Origin of the sequence: Planomonospora sp. ID91781, assembly GCF_015711595.1 — a bacterium.
Lineage (GTDB): Bacteria > Actinomycetota > Actinomycetes > Streptosporangiales > Streptosporangiaceae > Planomonospora > Planomonospora parontospora.
Window position 1 is genome coordinate 727,663 of the sequence record NZ_JABTEY010000002.1, and the last position, 16,871, is coordinate 744,533.

The 16,871-nt window shown below is 73.3% G+C and carries 12 protein-coding genes; 3 read left to right on the forward strand and 9 right to left on the reverse strand.

Translation table 11 applies throughout. From position 1 onward, the window contains the following. Nucleotides 1-26: 26 nt before the first annotated feature. Nucleotides 27-2,465, forward strand: a complete 2,439-nt coding sequence (locus tag HS048_RS22540; RefSeq protein WP_230881835.1) for an N-6 DNA methylase — start codon at nucleotides 27-29, stop codon at nucleotides 2,463-2,465. 39 nt (nucleotides 2,466-2,504) lie between these two features. Here HS048_RS22540 and HS048_RS22545 read toward each other — a convergent pair whose 3' ends face one another. The 5 genes from HS048_RS22545 to HS048_RS22565 form a co-directional block, all read right to left on the reverse strand. Continuing rightward, nucleotides 2,505-3,938, reverse strand: coding sequence for a M20/M25/M40 family metallo-hydrolase (locus tag HS048_RS22545; protein WP_196468572.1), 1,434 nt, complete (start codon nucleotides 3,936-3,938; stop codon nucleotides 2,505-2,507). A gap of 64 nt (nucleotides 3,939-4,002) precedes the next feature. Continuing rightward, on the reverse strand, nucleotides 4,003-5,409 hold the full coding sequence (locus HS048_RS22550) for an MFS transporter (RefSeq protein WP_196468573.1): 1,407 nt from the start codon (nucleotides 5,407-5,409) through the stop codon (nucleotides 4,003-4,005). Between the two features lie 305 nt (nucleotides 5,410-5,714). Beyond that, on the reverse strand, nucleotides 5,715-6,983 hold the full coding sequence (locus HS048_RS22555; RefSeq protein ID WP_196468574.1) for a cytochrome P450: 1,269 nt from the start codon (nucleotides 6,981-6,983) through the stop codon (nucleotides 5,715-5,717). A 178-nt stretch (nucleotides 6,984-7,161) separates the two neighbouring features. Beyond that, nucleotides 7,162-7,695: a hypothetical protein gene (locus tag HS048_RS22560; RefSeq protein ID WP_196468575.1), complete on the reverse strand. Its 534-nt coding sequence runs from the start codon at nucleotides 7,693-7,695 to the stop codon at nucleotides 7,162-7,164. A 441-nt stretch (nucleotides 7,696-8,136) separates the two neighbouring features. Further along, nucleotides 8,137-8,346, reverse strand: coding sequence for a hypothetical protein (locus HS048_RS22565; RefSeq protein WP_196468576.1), 210 nt, complete (start codon nucleotides 8,344-8,346; stop codon nucleotides 8,137-8,139). Nucleotides 8,347-8,461: 115 nt separating this feature from the next. Between HS048_RS22565 and HS048_RS22570 the strand changes: the two genes are divergently transcribed. Then, nucleotides 8,462-10,033 (forward strand): polysaccharide lyase family 1 protein, encoded by a 1,572-nt coding sequence (locus tag HS048_RS22570; RefSeq protein ID WP_196468577.1) that lies wholly within the window; start codon nucleotides 8,462-8,464, stop codon nucleotides 10,031-10,033. Nucleotides 10,034-10,304: 271 nt separating this feature from the next. Here HS048_RS22570 and HS048_RS22575 read toward each other — a convergent pair whose 3' ends face one another. The 4 genes from HS048_RS22575 to HS048_RS22590 form a co-directional block, all read right to left on the reverse strand. Beyond that, on the reverse strand, nucleotides 10,305-11,540 hold the full coding sequence (locus HS048_RS22575) for an AI-2E family transporter (RefSeq protein ID WP_196468578.1): 1,236 nt from the start codon (nucleotides 11,538-11,540) through the stop codon (nucleotides 10,305-10,307). 188 nt (nucleotides 11,541-11,728) lie between these two features. Next, nucleotides 11,729-12,349: an L-threonylcarbamoyladenylate synthase gene (locus HS048_RS22580; RefSeq protein WP_068897306.1), complete on the reverse strand. Its 621-nt coding sequence runs from the start codon at nucleotides 12,347-12,349 to the stop codon at nucleotides 11,729-11,731. A gap of 170 nt (nucleotides 12,350-12,519) precedes the next feature. Then, nucleotides 12,520-13,563: a polysaccharide lyase family 1 protein gene (locus HS048_RS22585; RefSeq protein ID WP_196468579.1), complete on the reverse strand. Its 1,044-nt coding sequence runs from the start codon at nucleotides 13,561-13,563 to the stop codon at nucleotides 12,520-12,522. A gap of 65 nt (nucleotides 13,564-13,628) precedes the next feature. Next, complete coding sequence (locus HS048_RS22590) at nucleotides 13,629-14,684, reverse strand: polysaccharide lyase family 1 protein (RefSeq protein WP_196468580.1); 1,056 nt, start codon at nucleotides 14,682-14,684, stop codon at nucleotides 13,629-13,631. 529 nt (nucleotides 14,685-15,213) lie between these two features. On the opposite strand from HS048_RS22590, the gene HS048_RS38935 reads away from it, so the two are divergent. Then, a complete protein-coding gene (locus HS048_RS38935) occupies nucleotides 15,214-16,842 on the forward strand; it encodes a family 16 glycoside hydrolase (RefSeq protein ID WP_307832597.1) in 1,629 nt (542 codons plus the stop codon). Nucleotides 16,843-16,871 lie beyond the last annotated feature (29 nt).

The following is a 16,871-nucleotide window of genomic DNA, read 5'->3' on the forward strand; positions in this document are numbered from 1 at the left end:
CTGGGAAGAGACGATGGGGGTCGGCGATGCCAGGCGATGAGGCGACCGTCACCGCGGCCGACATCGCACGGATGGCAGGGGTCGGCCGCGCGGCCGTGAGCAACTGGCGGCGGCGGCACGAGGACTTCCCCGAACCCGTGGGAGGTACGGCGACCAGCCCGGCCTTCTCCCTCCAGGCCGTCGAGGCGTGGCTGCTCGCGCAGGGCAAGGTCCAGGAGCTGCCGCTGCGCGAGCGCGCCTGGCAGCAGATCCGGACCGCCGCCGACGACCTGCGCCTCGGCGAGGTCGTCGCGGAGGTCACGGAGATCCTGCGCGGCGAGGGAGAGGCCCGTCTCGTCCCGCCCGTCGCGTGGAGGCTCATCGGGCGGTACGCCGCGGAGCAGGGCGCCGACCACGCCGTCCGGTTCCTCCTCGACCGTTACGCCGACGTGCACTCCCGGCGCCTGGTCGAGACCCCGGCCGAGGTCGCGGAGTTCATGGCCCGGCTGGCCGGTCCGGGACCGCGCTCGGTCCTCGATCCGGCCTGCGGCCTCGGCGTCCTCCTGGCCGCGGTGTGCGGACCGCCGGAGGGGTCCGGGGCGACGGCGACGTCCGGGGCGTCGGGAACGTCCGGGGTGTCGGGAACATCCGGGGTGGAGCGCGCCTACGGCCAGGAGAGCGACCCCGCCCTCGCCCGGCTGGCGCAGTCGCGCCTGGCCCTGACCGGGGCGGACGGCGAGGTCAGGGCGGGCGACTCCCTCCGGCGGGACGCCTGGCCCGGCGTGGCCGTCGACGCCGTCGTGTGCCATCCGCCGTTCAACGAGCGCAACTGGGGATACGAGGAGCTGACGGGCGACCCGCGCTGGGAGTACGGCCTGCCCCCCAAGACCGAGTCCGAACTCGCCTGGGTGCAGCACGCGCTCGCCCACCTGGAACCGGGCGGCGTCGCGGTGCTGCTGATGCCCGCGATCGCCGCCTCCCGCCGCTCCGGCCGCCGCATCCGCAGCAACCTGCTGCGGCGCGGGGCGCTGCAGGCCGTGATCGGCCTGCCGCCGAGGATGGCCACCGGCACCGGGCTGCCCGTGCACGTCTGGGTGCTGCGCAGACCCGCGGGCGAGGGCCGTACCCCGTCACGCGTGCTGCTGGCCGAGGCCGACCCGGGGAACTTCGACGCGGTCGCCGAGTCGTGGCACGCGTTCCGGGCGGACCCGGACGCCGAGCTCGACCGGCCCGGCGAGAGCCGTACGGTGCCGATCATCGACCTGATCGACGAGGACGTCGACGTCACCCCCTCCCGCCGTCTGGGAGCGGCGGACCAGGTCTCGGCGGAGGGCTACCCCGCCTTCCGCGAACGCCTCACCGCGCGGTTCGAACGGCTCGCCGCATCGGTCCCCGAGGCCGTCCCCGGCCCGGGCCGGGAGATGCCGGCCGTCACCTTGTCGGAGCTGGAGCGGATCGGGGCGCTCTCGCTGCACCAGGCCGGGCGCTTCGAGATCGACGGCTCGGGAGACCCCGTCCTGACCGACCGGCAGGTGTTCGACGGCGGCCGGGCCGAAGCGCTCACGCAGCCCGCGGAGCGAACCAGGATCGAACCGGGGGACGTGGTGGTCGCCGCCCGGAGCGGCGGCCTGGCGGCCCGGGTGGTCGAGGAGTCCGGGCTGCTCCTCGGTCCGCGGCTCACCCTCCTGCGCCCGGATCCCGACCGGCTCGACCCGTTCTTCCTGGCGGGCTTCCTGCGGACCCTGCCCGCCCCCTCGGCGTCCGGCACGCAGTCGGGTGCGGCCCGCTTCGACCCGCGCCGGGCCCAGGTGCCGCGCCTGGCCCCGGACGAGCAGCGCCGCTACGGCGACCTCTTCCGCCGGGTCTTCGCGTTCGAGGCGGAGCTGCGGCGGCTCGTCCTGGACGGCGGCCTGGCCGCGGCCGCGATCGCCCGCGGCCTCGTCAGGGGGGCCCTCGCCCCGCCCTCGCACGCCCCCGCGGACGCCGTCCGTCCCACCTCCGGAAGCGCCGCGGATGGAAGCGCCGCGGCGGGACCGGCGCGCGGCGCCGGACGGCCTGCGGGTCCCTCCGTCTCCTGCGTGTTCGTCTGCCACGACGGCCGCGGCCGGATCCTGCTGGCCCGCCGGGGTCCCGGTGCGCGGGACGAGCCCGGTGCCTGGGACTGCGGGGCGGGCGCGCTGGAGTACGGCGAGTCCTTCGAGGCCGCCGTCGCCCGTGAGGTCCGCGAGGAGTACTCCGCCGAGGCGCTGGAGGTGGAGCAGATCGGGGTCCGCAACGTCGTCCGGCGGGACCCGCCCTCCCACTGGGTGGCGGTCGTCTTCGCGGTCCGCGTCGACCCCTCGGCCGTCGCGATCGGGGAACCGCACAAGTTCGACGGGCTCGGCTGGTTCGCCCCGGACGCCCTGCCCGGCCCGCTCCACTCGCAGCTCCCCGAGACCCTCGCGCTCTTCCGCGCCCCGCGGGCCCGGTCGTCGCCGGACCTGTGATGCCCGCCGCCACGGTGCCGGAGCGCGCCTGCGCGGCGGTCACGATGGCTGCGGCAGGGCTCCGGCGAGCTCGGGCCAGAGGAACGCCAGCGTGGCCGCGCCCTTGAGCAGCGCGTCGATCTCGGCCCGCTCGTCGCTGTCGTGCCAGCGGTCGGTCGGCAGACCGGTCCCGAAGAGGACGACCGGCGCGTCCAGTGCCGTGGAGAGCAGCTCGGCGGGACCGCCGCCGCCGTTGCGCATCTGCCCGGCCACCGGGACGCCGAACCCCCGTTCCATCGCCCGGCCCAGCGCCTCCAGCGCCGGGTGCTCCGGCGGGGTGCGGTACGGCTCCTGGGCGGCCTCCAGCGAGATGCTCAGCTCGTAGTCGACCTTGTCACTGATGCGCTCGGCCACCCAGGCCTTCAGCTGCTCGGCGGCCTCGGCGACCTTCTGTTCCGGCACCAGGCGCAGGTTCATGTCCACCGAGGCCACCGACGGGATCGCGCCGCGGGAGGCGCCCACCGGGTCGCCGCCGATGAAGGCGAGGATCTCCACCGCCGGACGGGTCCAGACCCGCTCCAGCACGCTGTAGCCGTCCTCGCCGCCGACCGAGCGGGTCTCGGTGCGCTCCAGCCAGTCGGCGTCGCTGTAGGGCAGGGCGTTGATCTGCTCCCGCTCGTCGGGCGGCAGCTCCGCCACCCGGTCGTAGAAGCCGGGCAGCGTCACCCTCCCCCGCTCGTCGTAGAGCTGCGCCACCAGCTTGCACAGCTCGGCGCACGGGTTGGGCGCGGCCCCGGAGACGGCACCGCTGTGCACGTCCCGGTAGGGCCCGAACACCTGCAGCTTGGCGCTGAGCATGCCGCGCAGTCCGGTGCACAGCGCCGGGGCCTCCAGCGACCACAGCAGCGTGTCCGACAGCACGACCAGGTCGGCGGCGAGCTCGTCGCGGTGGTCGTCCAGCAGCTCGGCCAGGTGCGGGGAGCCGATCTCCTCCTCGCCCTCGACGAGCAGTTTGAGGTTGACCGGCGGCGCGTCACGGCCGCTCGCCGCCAGGTAGGCGCGCAGCCCCCACAGGTGGGCCAGCACCTGCCCCTTGGCGTCGGAGGCGCCGCGGCCGTAGATCCTGCCGTCGCGCACCTGCGGCTCGAACGGCAGCGACTCGCCCCAGGTGTCGGCGTGCACGGCGCGCACGTCGTGGTGGCTGTAGACGAGCACGGTCGGCGCGCCGGGCGCGGCGCACCAGGCGGCGTGGACCGCGGGCAGGCCGTCCCGGGTCTGCCACAGCTCCACGGAGGGGAAACCGATCTCGCGCAGCCGGCCGGTCAGCCAGTTGGCCGAGCGCAGCAGGTCCATCCCGTGCTCGGGCATCGAGGAGACCGAGGCGATGCGCACCCAGTCGCCGAGCTCGCGCAGGAACTCCTCGCGGTACTCGCGCAGGAACCGGTGCACCGCCTCGTCACCGCGCTGATCACCGTGATCGTCGTCCACCGTCATGGCGGCGATGCTAGGCACGCACGCGCCGGTCCTCACCGCGACGATCCGCCGCTTTACCAGACGATCAGGAAATGCGGCGGGATCGCGTCCTCGCGGTGCCGGCCCCCGCCCTGCGCATCCGGTGGCGCGACGGTCCCGGGGCCCGGACGCGGCGGGCCGCACGCGACCGGGCGGGCCGTACCGGCGCCGTCCGCCGCGGCCGCCGGGGACCTCCCCGCGGGATGAACCCGGCGGTGAGCGCCGTGACGGCGGGGACGCCGAGCCGGTGACCGAGTGCGCGGGCCAGCGCCACCGCGGCCAGGCCCACCGCCGCCGTGGCGGCCAGTCCCGCTCCGAGGAGGGCCGTGCGCGGACCCAGGGCGTCGCACAGCGCGCCCAGCAGCGGCCCCCCGACCATTGCGGCCGCCCCCGTGACCAGTGACTGCGCGGCCAGCACGCGGCCCCGCATCTGCGGGTCGGTGCCGAGCTGGAGGCGGGCGCCCACCGCGGTGTCGAGGACCACCGCGGTCGCGGCGACGGGCAGCAGCACCGCGGCGAAGGACGGCAGGCCCGGCATGACGCCGCCGACCGCCTGGCCGACCGCGGTGAGCGCCGCGGCGGCGAACACGACGGGGAACGTGGACCGGTGCCGGGAGACGACGTACAGACCGCCCAGGACGGCGCCGGCGCCGAAGACGACGGACAGGATCCCGTACCCGGCGGCGCCGGCCTGCAGCGGCCCCTGGCTCATCGCGGTCATGGTGACCTGGTAGTTACGGCTCAAGGCACCCAGCACGAACGTGAAGACGAGCAGGACGAGCAGCCACCGGGTCCGGCCGATGTAGCGCAGCCCGGCCGCGGTGCCGGAGTCCTGTGCGGCGGCGCGCGGCAGCGGATGCAGCTCGTCCCCGCGCATGAGGCAGATCGCCGTCACGACCGCGGCGAAGCTCAGCGCGTCGATCACGAACAGCCCGCCGGTGCCGGCGAGCGGGATGAGGACGCCGGCCAGGCCCATGCCCAGGACGCGCCCGACGGAGGTGACCACCGCGCCGAGGGCCAGCGCGCCCGGCAGGTCGCCGGGGCCGACCGTCTCCGCGCCGAAGCGCCCCAGCGCGGGGAAGTACAGGTAGGACAGCGTCCCGCCGAGGAGGGCCATCGCGTAGACGGGCCAGAGGCTGTCCACGCCGGTGAAGACCAGCACCGCCAGCGCCACGGCGAGCAGTCCGTGCAGGGTGTGCCCGGCCGCCACCAGCGGCCGGGCGGGCAGGCGGTCGGCCAGGGACCCGCCGGCGAAGGTGAGCAGCAGGCCCGGCGCCGACTGCAGGAACAGGCCGAGGCCCAGGCTGGTGGCCGAGCCGGAGGCCGACAGCAGGAGCCAGTTGACTCCCATGACCTGGGTCCAGCCTCCGATCATCGACATGAAGTTCGCGCCGGCCCACATGCGGTAGTTGTGGTGCCGCAGCGCACGCAGCATGTCGGGGTCTCGCAGCACGGTGACGCTTCCTCACTCGGATTCTCACGGGGTGGGAGGCATCGCCGCGGCCGTCTCCGCCCGGCATCGGACCCGGCAGGGGCGGACGGCGCGCCCGGTGCGCCGGGCGTCGCCGCCGGGCACGCATCGGGGTGTCCTCCGCGGGGTCCATCGGCGGGCGGACGCGCGCCCTGAGCACCTTGGAGTCGAGGATTCGGCTTCCTTTCCGCCGGCGCCCGGCGGAGGAGGCGGCGCGCCCCGGAGCGCTGCGGCCAGGCCGCCTTCTCCGGTCCCGGCCACGCCGTACCGGACGCCTGAACGGTACGTCAGCGCTGCGGGGAGGGCACGGGCCTGCGCACAGCGGGCCGTACGGAGGGCCGTACGGAGGCCATGACGAAGCCGCTGGCCGGGCGGGCGGGGATGCGCCGCAGGGAGATGCTCAGGTCCTGGCCGGGGACGTCGTAGTCCAGCCGGGCCAGTCGCACCACCAGGGCCTTGAGCAGCGCGACGGTGATGGCCTCGCCGGGGCAGCGGTGGCCGGTGCGCGGGTCCCCGCCGCCCTGCGGGATCAGGTCGAACTCGCCGATCTCCCGGCCGATGAAGCGCCCCGGGTCGAAGGCGTAGGGGTCCTCCCAGAGCCGGGGGTCGTGGTTCTGGCCGTAGACGTCGAGCAGCACCAGCGCGCCGGCGGGGATGCGCTCCCCCCGCCAGGACAGGTCTCCGACCGCCCGGCCGCCCACCAGCGGGGCGAACGGGTAGAAGCGGCGGACCTCGTGCACGAAGGCCTCGGTGAAGACCTCGTCGCCCTCGCGCAGCGGCGCGCGGTGCCGCGGCCACCGGTGCAGGGCGTGGGCGGCGAACGCGACGAACCAGGACACGGCGACCGTCGGGCGCACGATGTTGAGCAGTTCCACCGCCGCCACGCGGGGGTCGAGCAGCTCACCGCCGGTGTCACGGTGGCGGGCGACGACGTCGAGCGCCGAGTCCGGCGGCGCGGTGGCCGCACCGCCGCGCACGTCCCGCACGAGGCCGCCCAGCCACGCCTCGCGGCGCGCGCGGGCCCGCCGGGCCCGCCAGTGCCGGGGCCCCGCGGTGCCGAACCCGTCGACCAGCGCCACCAGGTCCGATGCCGCGGCCGGCACGTCGGTGTCGTCCAGGGGGACGCCGGCCCACCGGCACACCGCCCGGGTGATGACGCGGGCGGCCTCGTCGAAGAGCACGATCCGCCGCCCGTCGGCCCAGGAGGCGACCGCCTCGTCCCAGGCCGTCGTGGTGCGGCCGACGAGGTCGGCGATGCCCTCGTCGGTCATCAGCGACATGAACATCGCCTTGCGCACCCGGTGGTCGGAGCCGTCCAGGGTGTGGACCGCCCCGTGGCCGAACAGGGTGCTCTTGACGGGGCCGGGCAGGGCCGTGCGCCGCTCGACGTGGTCCTCGTCGTAGAAGAACCGCGCCGCGTCCGGCCCGCACAGCCCCACGGCGCGCTGACCCGCCACCCGGGTGTGCACGACCTCGCCGGAGGCGCGCCGCCGCTGGTCGGGCAGCCAGCCGTAGCCTTCGAACAGCAGCAGGAGTGTGTGATCCGCGATGGGCATGGCCTGTCGCCTGCCCGCGACCCCCGGCACGAAACCATCCGGCCGTCCGGCCGGAGTCCCCGCCGGATACCCGCTGATCGAGAAGACCCGTGGAGCGGGTGAGACGGCGGATCTCGGGAGACCGATCACCGTCGGCGCCGAGGAGGAGTTCCACGTCGGTCCCGTCATCCGGCGGCCCTCACCGCGCCGTCGCCGACGTCACGGTGCGGGGCGGTGGTGCCACGTCACCGACCCGTCCCGGCCGCTGACCGGCGTGCACCTGTCCCGGTCCCGGGCCCCGCCGGGCGGCCAGCCGGTCGGCGACGGCTCCGGTGGCGAAGGCGTAGACGGCCTTGTGCGCCAGGTCGACCAGGAGTTCCCGGCGCGGCCAGGTCCACGGCGGAGCGCCGACTCCGGTGGCGTTCTCCAGGATCTGGTCGTTGGTGAGCCGTACGGTGAAGAACATCCCCGACGCCCACGGCCCGCGTAGCCCGGCGTTCGCCATCACTCCGCGCAGCGCGCCCAGCAGGCAGCCCTGTCCGGCGTGCATCATCCAGTTCAGCGTGCGCGGTCGCCGCCCCCGGGACTCCGGCAGGCCGGCCAGCCGTTCCAGGACCCTGGCCGGAACGTAGGAGTCGGGACGGCCGGTCAGGCGTTGCTCCAGCTTCTCGGCCAGCGTCATGGCGGCCGCTCCCGCGGCTCCTGCCATCAGGCCCTGTGCCACTGCTCGCATCCACATCCCCGTTCGATCCCCATTGCGGTCCCGCTCATGCCGGTCGCCGCTCTTCCCGTCCGTGCCGCCGCGTGCTAGGCGGGAGACGGCGGGGACAGACGGTCCGGTTCCGCCGCCGGTCACCGCCCGTGCGAGCGGCGACCGGCACGTGAACGGCCTGGTTTCATCCTCAGGGAACATCGGCATGCCGCTCGAGCTGGACGGATGAACTTCCGGTGTCCGCAGTCTTGCCAACGCGACGGATGCCCGCCTATTCTCGCGGACGGAAAACGCTTTCCTAACTTGCAGGGATCGTTCCGGTGAAGGCGATGCCGCGGCACCCGCGGCGGCTTCGCGCATGAACCGCAATCGATCCGGCGCGGAGGCCTCCCCGGGATGCCGACGCACCAGGGAACGAAGGATGCACGCCATGACGAAGACGTATCGCGCCATCCGTCGCGGTTACAACGACGACGACTCCCTGTAACGAACGACCGTCACGCCGCCGGTCCCGGCGGCCGCCGCGCAGGTGGTGCCGCCGACGCCGGTCGGCGGCACGGCCTCACGGCGGCGGAACACGGTCGCGGCGATCCCGCGACCGGCACCGGCGACCCCGGAGGTCCGGGTCCCGGTGGAACCACCGGCCCGGTCCCCGTCGAGAAGAGCACTCACATCCCTGCCCGCCGACGACCTGCCCGGCGACAGGTCGCCGGCCCCGGCACGACCACGGAATTCAACGGAATTCAGCTGTGGCACCCGATATCCGAAGACGAAAGGCACGATGAGAATGAGGCGACCAGTCGCACTGCGACTCTACGCTGCACTGGCCACGACGGCCGTCGCGGCCACGACCGGTGTGGCCCTGTCCGCACCCGCGGCGTCGGCGGCGGCCGGCGGCGCCACCGGTTACGCGTCCCAGAACGGCGGGACCACCGGCGGCGCGGGCGGGCAGACGGTGCGGGCCACCACGGGGACCGCGATCCACGCGGCCCTGTGCAACCGGGCCAGCAGCAGCACCCCGATCATCATCCAGGTCGAGGGGACCATCAACCACGGCAACACCGCCAAGGTGTCGGGTGACAGCTGCAGCACCGCCGCCGGCGTGATCGAGCTCAAGCAGATCAGCAACGTCACGATCGTCGGGGTCGGCAGCGGAGCCGTCTTCGACCAGGTGGGCATCCACATTCGCGACTCCAGCAACATCATCATCCAGAACGTGACCGTCCGGAACGTCAAGAAGTCGGGCTCGCCCACGTCCAACGGCGGCGACGCCATCGGCATGGAGAGCACGGTCCGCAACGTCTGGGTCGACCACGTCAGCCTGGAGGCGTCGGGCGGGGAGTCGGAGGGCTTCGACGGCCTCTTCGACATGAAGGGCAACACCCAGTACGTGACCCTGTCCTACAGCACCCTGCGCAACTCCGGCCGCGGCGGCCTCGTCGGGTCCAGTGAGAGCGACCTGTCGAACGGCTTCATCACGTACCACCACAACCTGTACGAGAACATCGACTCCCGTACGCCCCTGCTCCGCGGCGGCATCGCCCACATCTACAACAACCACTACGTGAGCCTCAACGAGTCCGGCATCAACTCCCGGGCCGGGGCCCGCGCCAAGGTGGACAACAACTACTTCAAGAATTCCAAGGACGTCCTGGGCACCTTCTACACCGACGCGGCCGGTTACTGGCAGGTCAGCGGCAACATCTTCGACAACGTGACCTGGTCCAGCCCCAGCGGGGACAACAAGCCCGCCGGTCCCGACCCCCAGTCCAACACCACCGTCAGCATCCCCTACTCCTACAGCCTCGACGCGGCCGGCTGCGTGCCGAGCATCGTGAGCCAGACGGCGGGCGCCAACAAGGGGCTGAAGGTGTCGAACGGCAGCTGCTCGCCGCAGTCCCCGACCCCGACGCCGACTCCGACCACCTCCACCACCCCGACGCCGACCCCGACCCCGACCACCTCCGCCACTCCGACGCCCACCCAGCCCAGCGGGACCAACCTCAGCATCGGGGCCGGCTCCGACGGCTCCAGCAAGGCCGACGGGACGAGCTACGGCAACGTGCGGGACGGCTCCATGAGCACCTACTGGTCGCCGGCCGGTTCGACCGGTTCCATCTCGATCAAGTGGGGCTCCGCCACCTCGGTTTCCAAGATCAACATTCGCGAGGCCTCGGGCTCCGCGGGCGGCATCAAGACCTGGAGGGTCCTCAACGGCGACACCGGCGCCGTCCTGACCTCCGGCAGCGGAGCGGGCGTCATCTCCTTCGCCCGGACCTCGGTGCGCAAGCTCACCTTCGAGATCACCGGCTCGACCGGCGCGCCGAAGGTCGCCGAGTTCGAGACCTACGCCGGCTGACGGGCTCTCCGGGGCGGAGACCGGAGCACCGGCCCGAATCCCGTGGCAGCGCGCTCCCGCCGTCCGTCAGGAACCGGCATCGCCGGACCCGGCGGGCGGCGCACCCGGCATCGGCGCCGTGAGCGCCGCCCGCCGCCGAACACCCGGACCGGGGGCCGCCGGACCCGACGGCCCCCGGTCTCGGACCGTCACCGGTCCCGGACCGCGATGCCGGTGAACCCGGTCACACGTGCTCGCGCGCCCCGCAGCACAGGATCACCACCCGCGCGCCCTATGCCGGCGCCGAGCCGCTGCCCGGTTCGCCCGCTCCCGGCTCCCGGCCCGGCTCATCCGCTCCGGGCTTCCGACCCCGCTCATCCACTTCCGGCTCGGCGAGCTGCTCGCCCGCCTCCGGCTCCCGGCCCGGCTCATCCGCTCCGGGCTCCCGGCCCCGCTCATCCACTTCCGGCTCGGCGAGCTGCTCGCGCAGGTAGCCCCAGAGCACGGCGACCAGCGCGGCGGCCGGAACCGCGAGCAGGCTGCCGACGATGCCCGCCAGGCTGCCGCCGAGCGTGACGGCGAGCAGGACCACGGCCGCGTGCAGGCCCAGGCCGCGGCTCTGCACCATGGGCTGGAAGACGTTGCCCTCGAGCTGCTGCACCACGACGATGATCGCCAGCACGATGAGCGCGTCGGTCAGGCCGTTGGACACCAGGGCGATGAGCACGGCCACGAAGCCGGCGAAGAGGGCTCCGACGATCGGCACGAACGCCGCCACGAACGTCAGCACGGCCAGCGGAAGCACCAGGGGCACGCCGACGATCCACAGGCCCAGTCCGATGAAGACGGCGTCCAGCAGGCCGACGAAGGCCTGCGACCGGACGAACGCCCCCAGGGTGTCCCAGCCGCGCGCGGCGACGGCCGGCACATCGGCTGCGAGCCGGCCGGGCAGCTGGCGGGCCAGCCAGGGCAGGAACCTGGGACCGTCCTTCAGGAAGAAGAACATCAGGAAGAGGGCCAGGACCGTGGTGACGACGCCGTTGAGCACCGTGCCCACGCCGGTGACGGCGGCGTTGACGATGCCACCGACGCTGTCCTGGATGCGGGCCACCGCCGTGTCGAGTCCCTTGGCGAGCTGGTCCTCGCCGATGTTCAACGGCGGACCGGCGGCCCATTGCCGCAGCTGCTGGATGCCGTCGACCACGCCCTTGGTGAGTTCGCCGGACTGGGACGCGACCGGCACGGCGATCAGCACCGCGATGCCCGCCGCCACGATGAGGAAGAGCACGGTCACGACCGACGCGGCCAGGGCCGGGCGCCATCCGCGCCGGCGCAGGAAGCGGGTGGGCGGCCAGGTCAGCGTGGTCATCAGCAGCGCGACGATCACCGGCCACGTCACCGACCACGTCCAGCCCAGCGCCCACAGCACCACGGCGGCCATCAGCAGGACCAGGAGCAGTTCCAGGGAGATGCGGGCCGAGGAACGCAGTGCCGTTCGGGTCTTCGTGGAACTCAGCGTGGCAGGCATGAGATCACCTTAAAGCGCCCGATGAGCGGACCGCTCGTCGCAGGCGGCTCGGCGGAGCCGGAATCACCCGACCGGCGGCGGGATCCGCCGCCCTCGGGCACCGGCCGAGGAGGCGGCGGCCGCAGCGCGGCGGCCGGCCCCGGGCGCCGTCACCGGGCGCCCGCCACCACGTGGACGGCGCCGGGATCCTACTCGAAGAGGGACGGGTCCCCGGTGCCTCGGCGGAGGATCTCCGGCTCGTCCTGCGAGAGGTCGACGACCGTCGTCGGGGTGGCACCGCACTCACCGGAGTCGACGACGGCGTCCACCACGTGGTCGAGCCGCTCCTTGATCTCCCAGCCCTGGGTCAGGGACTCGGCCTCGTCGGGCAGCAGCAGGGTGCTCGACACCAGCGGCTCGCCGAGCTCGGCCAGCAGCGCCTGCACGACGACGTGATCGGGGATCCGGACGCCGACCGTCTTCTTCCGGGGGTGCAGCAACCGCCGCGGCACCTCCTTGGTCCCGGGCAGGATGAACGTGTAACCGCCGGGGGTCGCCGCCTTGACCGAGCGGAACTGCGCATTGCTCACATGAACGAACTGGCCGAACTGCGCGAAATCCCGGCACACCAGGGTGAAGTGGTGGTCGCTACCGAGATCGCGGATCTCCCTGATCCGGTCGATCCCCTCCTTGTTTCCCATTCGGCACCCCAGCGCGTAGCCGGAGTCCGTCGGATACGCGATCAGTCCGTCCGCCCGCAGGAGATCGGCCACCTGGCCGATCAGCCGGGGCTGCGGGCTGTCCGGATGCACGTCGAAGTATTTCGCCACACCCCAGAGCTTAGAGACAGTCGCGGGCGCGATCGCCCGGCCCCACGCGTCCGCTCCACCCCGCGCCCCGCCCGCCGGGCCGTTCCACCGGCGGGCCCTCCCCGCGGGAGGCCGTGGGGAGGGCCGCGCCGCGCGGGCCGTCCCGTGCGGGCCGGATGCGGATCCGCCGGTCAGGCCGGGCCCCACTGCGCCCCGACACCGGCACCGGAGCGCACCTTCGCGGGCACGGTCGAGGGGTCGTCGACCGTGTAGGGGTAGTAGGTGCGCGGTTCGACGACCGTGCCCGCCGTCTCGGGCACGCCCGAGTTCACGTAGACGTTATTGCGCTGTACGGCCCTGCCCGGCCCGCTGTCGGCGTAGCCGCTCGCCGAGACGAGCGGGTGCGGGACATCCTGGAAGTAGTTGCCCTCCACCAGCACGCCGGCGTTCTCGGTGGAGGCCACGCCGTACAGCTCGTTGCCCAGGAAGTAGTTGTTGAAGACGTGCACCGGCTCGCCGAACCGGACGCGCGGATGGCGCTGGCGGCTGTTGTCGAAGAAGTTGTGGTGGATGGTCACCTTGAGGCGGCCCACGTCGGTGCCCGCGGCGCCGTCGGAGTGGCTGATCAGCATGCTCTTGTCGGAGTGGTCGAAGTGGTTCCACGAGACGGTGACGTAGTCGGCGCCGCGCACCACGTCGATGGAGCCGTCCACCGCGCCGGAGAAGGTGTTGTGGTCGATCCAGATGTGGTGCGACTCGCGGCCGATGTTGATCGCGTCGTCCTCGGCGGCGGTGAAGCGCAGGTTGCGCACGATCACGTTGTACGACCGGTAGAAGTCCAGGCCGCCGCCGGTGATGTGGCCCGAGGTGCCGACCCCGATGATGGTCTTGTTGGGCCGCACCCCCTGCTTGCTGGTGATGGCGATGGTGCCCGCCACCCGGATGACGAGGGTCTCCCTGCTGTCGATGTACTCCAGGAACTGCTCGGCGTCGGTGGCGGTGACCGTGCGGCCTCCGGCGCCTCCGGTGGTGCCGTTCCGGCCGAGGGCGTCGACGGCGGCGAAGCCGACGGGGCCGTCGGCCGCCGCCGCGGGGACCGGGACGTGCACGGCGGCGAGCGCGGGTGCCGGGACGCCGCCGGAGCCGAGCAGCGCGGCGAGGGCGGCGGCCGCGACCGCCCCGGCCGCCGTGCGGTGGCCGGGGCGGTTCGTGCGGGCGGTGGAGGTCCGGATCACGGGTCTGCCTTTCGGTTGGGGACGTCGCCCGCCAGCGGGCGGTGGGCGGGCGGAGGCGCCGCGGGCTAGAGGCCGATCTTCCCGACGCCGGCGCCCGCGGTGACGATCGCCGGGACGGCCGCGGGGTCGTCGACCGTGTAGGGGTAGTAGGTGCGCGGCTCGACGACCGTGCCCGCCGTCTCGGGCACGCCCGAGTTCACGTAGACGTTGTCGCGCTCGACCACCCGGCCCGGCCCGCTCTTGTCGTAGCCGACGTGCACGGGGTGGGCGACGTTCTCGAAGTGGTTGCCCTCCACCAGCACGCCGGCGTTCTGCGTCGAGGCCACGCCGTACAGAGCGTTGTTCCGGTAGTAGTTGTTGAGGACGTGGACGGGTTCGGCGAAGCGCACCCGGGGATGGCGCTGGTCGGTGCCGTCGAAGAAGTTGTGGTGGTAGGTCACCCGGAGCTTGCCGACGTCGGCGGTGTAGGTGTCGGAGTGGCCGAGCAGCGCCGCCTTGCTGTGGTGGTGGAAGCGATTCCACGAGACCGTGACGAGGTCCGACTCCCGCTTGATGTCGAGCAGGCCGTCGTAGCCGCCGGAGAAGTCGTTGTGGTCGATCCACACGTGGTGGGCCTTGTTGGTGACGCTGACGGAGTCGTCCGAGGCGCCGGTGAACCGGATGTTCCGGATGATCACGTTGTTGCCTGGCCGGGTGGTCGAGCCGAGCTGGAGGCCGCCGCCGGTGATCTCCGCGGTCGAGCCCAGGCCCAGGATGCTCTTGTCGGCGATGACGGTGATCATGCCGCTGAGCCGGATGCTGCCGGAGACCCGGATGACGTAGGGGCCGCGCCGCCCCGCGTAGTCCTTCAGCTCCGCCGCCGTGGTGACGGTCACCGTGGGGCCGCCGGCACCTCCGGTAGTGCCGTTCCGGCCGAGGGCGTCGATAGAGGCGAAGCCCGTCGGGGTGTCGGCGGCGCCGTACGGGGCGGCCGACGGGGCCGGGGAGGCGGCACTCGCCGGGAGCGCGGTCAGGGCGGTGGCCGCCGCGGCGGCGAGTGCCGCCATCCGGTCGCGGTAGCGGGCGTGTGCCCTCCTAGCGGGACCCGGGGACTGGTGGGAGACGGACGGTCTGGATGTCATGGATCGCTCTGCTTTCTGCATGCGCCGCCGGCACGGCCTGCGGTGCCTCGGCGGAAGGGGGCGTCGCGAGCGGCCGGCTCGTCCGCACCCGTTCCCGGGCATGAGCGGTATGTCAGCCGCGACGAGAGGAGGGAGAAAGGAAAGCGCTTTCCTTGACTACGATGAACGTACGTTAACAACACCGGCCAGTCAATGGTTAAACGCCGCATATCCCTCGCTCCGAGTGGCCCATCCCTGTGCTCCGCACCGTCACCTCGAGGCGTCGCCGCCCACCGATCGGCCTCTCCCCGCCACCCGGCCCCCCAGTTCACAGCCGGTTCACCGACGTGCCCGGCGGACTCCGCCGCAGCGGACCGCCGTCCCGTCCGACAGAGCGACGGGATCCCGGCGGACCACAACCCCTTGACCTGTCCCGCTGCGGGGCGTACAAGTGCGGAGATACCGGATAGCGCTTTCCCTGACTCCGTACCAGCTCGTCCGGCCGGGCCGAGGCACGCCCGGGCGGCGTCTCGGAACTGGAGGTTCCACAGTGCGAATCAGGAAAGAGCGCAGCGCCGGTCCGCTGCTGACCGCGCTCGCGGCCGTCACCGCCACGCTGCTCGGGGTACTGACCCTGGTGGCGGTGCCCGGCGCGTCCGCCGCGACGCTGCTCGGCGACGACTTCGAGGACGGCGACGCCGCCGGGTGGTCGAAGTCCGGCGGGAGCTGGTCGGTGGTCGCCGACGGCTCCCGCGTGTACCGGCAGGGCGGCACCGGCGCGGACGCCAGGGCCGTGACCGGCGCCGGCTGGTCGGACCAGTCCGTGCAGGCGCGGGTGAAGCCGATCGCGTTCAACGGCGGCGGCAGGTACGTCGCGGTGCTGGCCAGAGCGCAGGGCACCGGCTCCCACTACTTCCTCGGGTTGAGCGACACGGGCTCGGTCGTCCTCGGCAAGCGGAGCGGCGGCGCGCCCGCGACCCTCGACTCGGCCCCGGCGGCGGTGACCGCGGGCAGGTGGTACACGCTCAGGCTGGAGGCGTTCGGCACGACGCTGCGCGGCTTCGTCGACGGCGTGGAGGTCGTCTCGGCGACGGACTCCGCCTTCCCCTCCGGCAGGGCGGGCCTCGCGGGCCACTACGCGAGCGCCGCGTTCGACGACGTGCTGGTGACCGACGTCCCCGGTCCGGGCGGGCCGTCGGCCAGCCCCACGCCCACCCCCACGGTCACGGACACGCCGCCTCCGGGGTCCTGCCCCACCTCGGGCGCGCCCGCCGGGTTCGCCTCGGTGAACGCCTGGGGCCAGAACGGCACCACGGGAGGCGCCGGCGGGCCCACCGTCGAGGTCGACACGGCCGGTGAGCTGCTCGCCGCGATCGGGCGGAGCGGCCCACTGAACATCTGCGTGCGCGGGATGATCACCGTTCCGGCGGGGATGCACGACGTCGCCTCGGACAAGACCATCGTGGGCATCGGCTCCGGTGCGGGCATCAGCGGCGGCGGGTTCAACATCGGCCTGCCCGCCGACGACGCGGTCACCTCGCCGCCCGCGGACGCCGTGCACAACGTCGTCGTCCGCAACCTGACGTTCCGCGGCGCCACCGACGACGCGATCAACGTGCAGATGTTCTCCCACCACGTCTGGATCGACCACAACGACCTGTGCTGCGGCTACGACGGGCTGGTCGACATCAAGCGCGGCTCGTCCTACGTCACCGTGTCGTGGAACCGCACGCACGACCACACCAAGAACATGCTGCTCGGCCATGACGACGACAACGGCGCGCAGGACACCGGGCGGCTGAAGGTCACCTACCACCACAACTGGTTCGACCGCACGCCGCAGCGCAACCCCCGGGTCCGGTTCGGCGAGCCGGTCCACGTGTTCAACAACTACTACGTCTACAACACCGACACCGGGGTGGCCTGCCAGGCGGACGCCGGCTGCCTGGTCGAGGGCAACTACTTCGAGCGGGTCGAGGAACCGGTGACGAACCACTACGCCGGGCCGTCGGGCAGGTGCGTCGCCCGCGACAACGTGTTCGCCGACGACTCGGGCCGGCCCGACTGCAGCGGGACGGTGCAGGAGGCGAGCGCCTACTACCGCTACACCCTGGACGATCCGGCCTCAGTGAAGGCGATCGTCACCGCGGGGGCCGGGGTCGGGAAGATCGGCGGCTGACCCTCCGATGAGGGGTCCCGGCGGGCGGC

Excerpts from the sequence above, each read along its gene's own strand:
- HS048_RS22540 (WP_230881835.1), top strand. The coding sequence starts at position 27 with ATGCCAGGCGATGAGGCGACCGTCACCGCGGCCGACATCGCACGGATG.
- HS048_RS22545 (WP_196468572.1), bottom strand. The coding sequence starts at position 3,938 with ATGACGGTGGACGACGATCACGGTGATCAGCGCGGTGACGAGGCGGTG.
- HS048_RS22555 (WP_196468574.1), bottom strand. The coding sequence starts at position 6,983 with ATGCCCATCGCGGATCACACACTCCTGCTGCTGTTCGAAGGCTACGGC.
- HS048_RS22560 (WP_196468575.1), bottom strand. The coding sequence starts at position 7,695 with ATGCGAGCAGTGGCACAGGGCCTGATGGCAGGAGCCGCGGGAGCGGCC.
- HS048_RS22570 (WP_196468577.1), top strand. The coding sequence starts at position 8,462 with ATGAGGCGACCAGTCGCACTGCGACTCTACGCTGCACTGGCCACGACG.
- HS048_RS22575 (WP_196468578.1), bottom strand. The coding sequence starts at position 11,540 with ATGCCTGCCACGCTGAGTTCCACGAAGACCCGAACGGCACTGCGTTCC.
- HS048_RS22590 (WP_196468580.1), bottom strand. The coding sequence starts at position 14,684 with ATGACATCCAGACCGTCCGTCTCCCACCAGTCCCCGGGTCCCGCTAGG.